A 2,441-nucleotide genomic window follows, 5' to 3' on the forward strand; every position below is an offset into this window, starting at 1 on the left:
CGCCTTCTCCTTCTGCTTCGGCTATATCCAGGGGCTGCTGGATGCGGTGAAGCATCTCTATCCGAACGCGGTAACGGCGTAAAAAATGGCCGGAGGAAACCCTCCGGCCAAATTTCCTAGACGTAGCCGGTCGAGCCATCCGGGCGGATCGGCACTTTGCGTTCCCAATGCACGTAATCTTCCTTACCCAAGATTTCCTCATTGATCTCAACGCCCCAACCGGGCCGATCTGGGCGAAGTTCCAGATAGCCGTCTTTCGGCAGGTACGGGTCTTGCACGTAATAGGCCCCTTGATCCGCCGCCGGTTTCGCCGAACTGCCCCCGGCTTCGAACGCATAGCCCGGCCCATGCGGCAGGCGATATTCGAGAATGCGGAAATTATGCTGGGAAGCGGAGAAATGCAGGTTCACGGCGGTCGCCAGAGGCCCCATCGGGTTATGCGGCGCGACGGTCACATAATGGGCTTCGGCCAGCGCCGCGATTTTGCGCATTTCGAGCAAGCCGCCGACGACGCAGATATCCGGCTGAATAATATCCGCGCCGCGCGCTTGCAGGAGCCTGAGGAATTCGAAGCGGCTGTAGAGCGATTCGCCGGTCGCCAACGTGCATTTTAGCCCGCGCTTGAGTTCGCCCCAGGCTTCAACGTTTTCCGGGCGGATCGGCTCTTCGAAGAACAAAGGATCATAGGGCGCGAGCGCATTGCCTAACTGAATCGCTTGAGCGGGCTCAAAGATTTTCGCGTGGGCGTCGAAGGCTATTTCGTATTCCGATTTCACCGTTTCACGCAGTTGGCGGAAATACTCGGCGCTGGTCCGCACCACTTCGCCCCAGCGGTGGGTATGAATATTGACGCGGTAAGGGCTGAGCTTGAAGGCCTTGAAGCCCCAGCCTTCGTTAAGCGCATCCATTTCGTCACGCGCTTGGATCGGGTCCGGCGCAGTATAGACGCCCGCATAGACCTGCACCTTATCGCGCACATTGCCGCCCAAAAGCTTATAGACCGGTACGCCCAGGGCTTTGGCCGAAATATCCCACAGGCAATGGTCGATCACCGAAATCGCCGCCAGCCCCAGCGCCCCCGGCGGGAAGCGCGTTTGCTGCATCAGCATCATAATAAGATATTCGATGCGGCTGGGGTCGTGCCCCTTAATCATCGGGAACAGATACTCCAGCAGCGGAAACAGCGCCTTATCCGGCCCGTGATTATAGCATTCGCCCCAGCCGGTAATCCCGTCATCGGTATCGATGGCCACAATGACGCGCGGGCGGTCCTTATCGCGCGACATATAGGCGCGCAAACGGTCGATTTTCATATCTGTCTCTGCCTATCCGGTATAGCGCATGCGCTGATGGATGCTGCGGTTACGAGGGTCCGGGCGCGGAATGGCCGACAGCAACGCCTGGGTATAGGAGTGGGTGGGATTGGTGCACACCTGCTCCGCCGGCCCCATTTCCACCAGCTTACCGCGATACATTACTGCCACCCGGTCGCACATATAGCGAATGACGCCGATATCGTGGCTGATGAAAATATACGACAGGCCCAGGCGGTCCTGGAGTTCCATCATCAAATCGAGCACCTGGGCGCGGATCGACACATCCAGCGCCGAGGTGGCTTCATCGGCGACGATAATGCGCGGATTGAGCGAAATCGCCCGCGCCACGCCGATGCGCTGCCGCTGCCCGCCGGAGAAAGCGTGCGGATAGCGCTCGCGCCAATCGGGGTTGAGGCCGACCTGTTCCATCAAATGCGCAACGCGGTCGTCCAACTCCTTGCCGGTGGCGATGCCGTTCACCAGCATCGGCTCGGCGATCACCTGGGCCACGGTCATGCGCGGGTTGAGCGAGCTGATCGGATCTTGGAAGATCATGCGGATTTCGCGGCGGCACTCTTTGAGCTGTGCCCGATTGGCTGTCACCAGATCTACCGTCGTGCCGTCGGCGCGGCGGTAGATGGCGGAGCCTGCGGTTGGGTTATAGACGCGCAGCAGGCAGCGGCCCACGGTGGTTTTGCCCGAGCCCGATTCGCCGACGACGCCCAAGGTTTCGCCCGGCTTTAGGAACAGCGAGACATTATCGACGGCTTTAACCCCGGCAAACTGCATCGAGAGGCCGCTGACTTCCAGCACCGGCAGCACTTTATCCGGCAGCGGCGGGCGCTTCAGGCGAATTTCGGCCTTTTGCTCCAGCTTCAGCACCGAGCCGATCAGCATGCGCGTATAATCATCCTGCGGCGCGTGGAAGATTTGATCGACCGGGCCGCTTTCCATCACCTTGCCGTGGTACATGACCAGCACCTCATCGGCAATCTCGGCCACCACCCCCATATCGTGGGTGATGAACATGACGGCCATCCCCTTATCCTTTTGCAGGCGGCGGATAAGATCGATGATTTCGGCTTGGGTGGTCACGTCCAGCGCCGTCGTCGGCTCGTCGGCAAT

At 59.9% G+C, this 2,441-nt stretch carries 2 protein-coding genes; both read right to left on the reverse strand.

Features of this window, described 5'->3' with window-relative positions; translation table 11 throughout:
* Nucleotides 1-116: 116 nt before the first annotated feature.
* Nucleotides 117-1,313: a mandelate racemase/muconate lactonizing enzyme family protein gene (locus tag VZ95_RS12940; protein ID WP_045776212.1), complete on the reverse strand. Its 1,197-nt coding sequence runs from the start codon at nt 1,311-1,313 to the stop codon at nt 117-119.
* Nucleotides 1,314-1,325: 12 nt separating this feature from the next.
* A partial coding sequence (locus VZ95_RS12945; RefSeq protein WP_045776213.1) for an ATP-binding cassette domain-containing protein occupies nt 1,326-2,441 on the reverse strand: 1,116 nt, incomplete at its 5' end.

The sequence above is a fragment of the Elstera litoralis genome (assembly GCF_000963705.1).
GTDB classification, from domain to species: domain Bacteria; phylum Pseudomonadota; class Alphaproteobacteria; order Elsterales; family Elsteraceae; genus Elstera; species Elstera litoralis.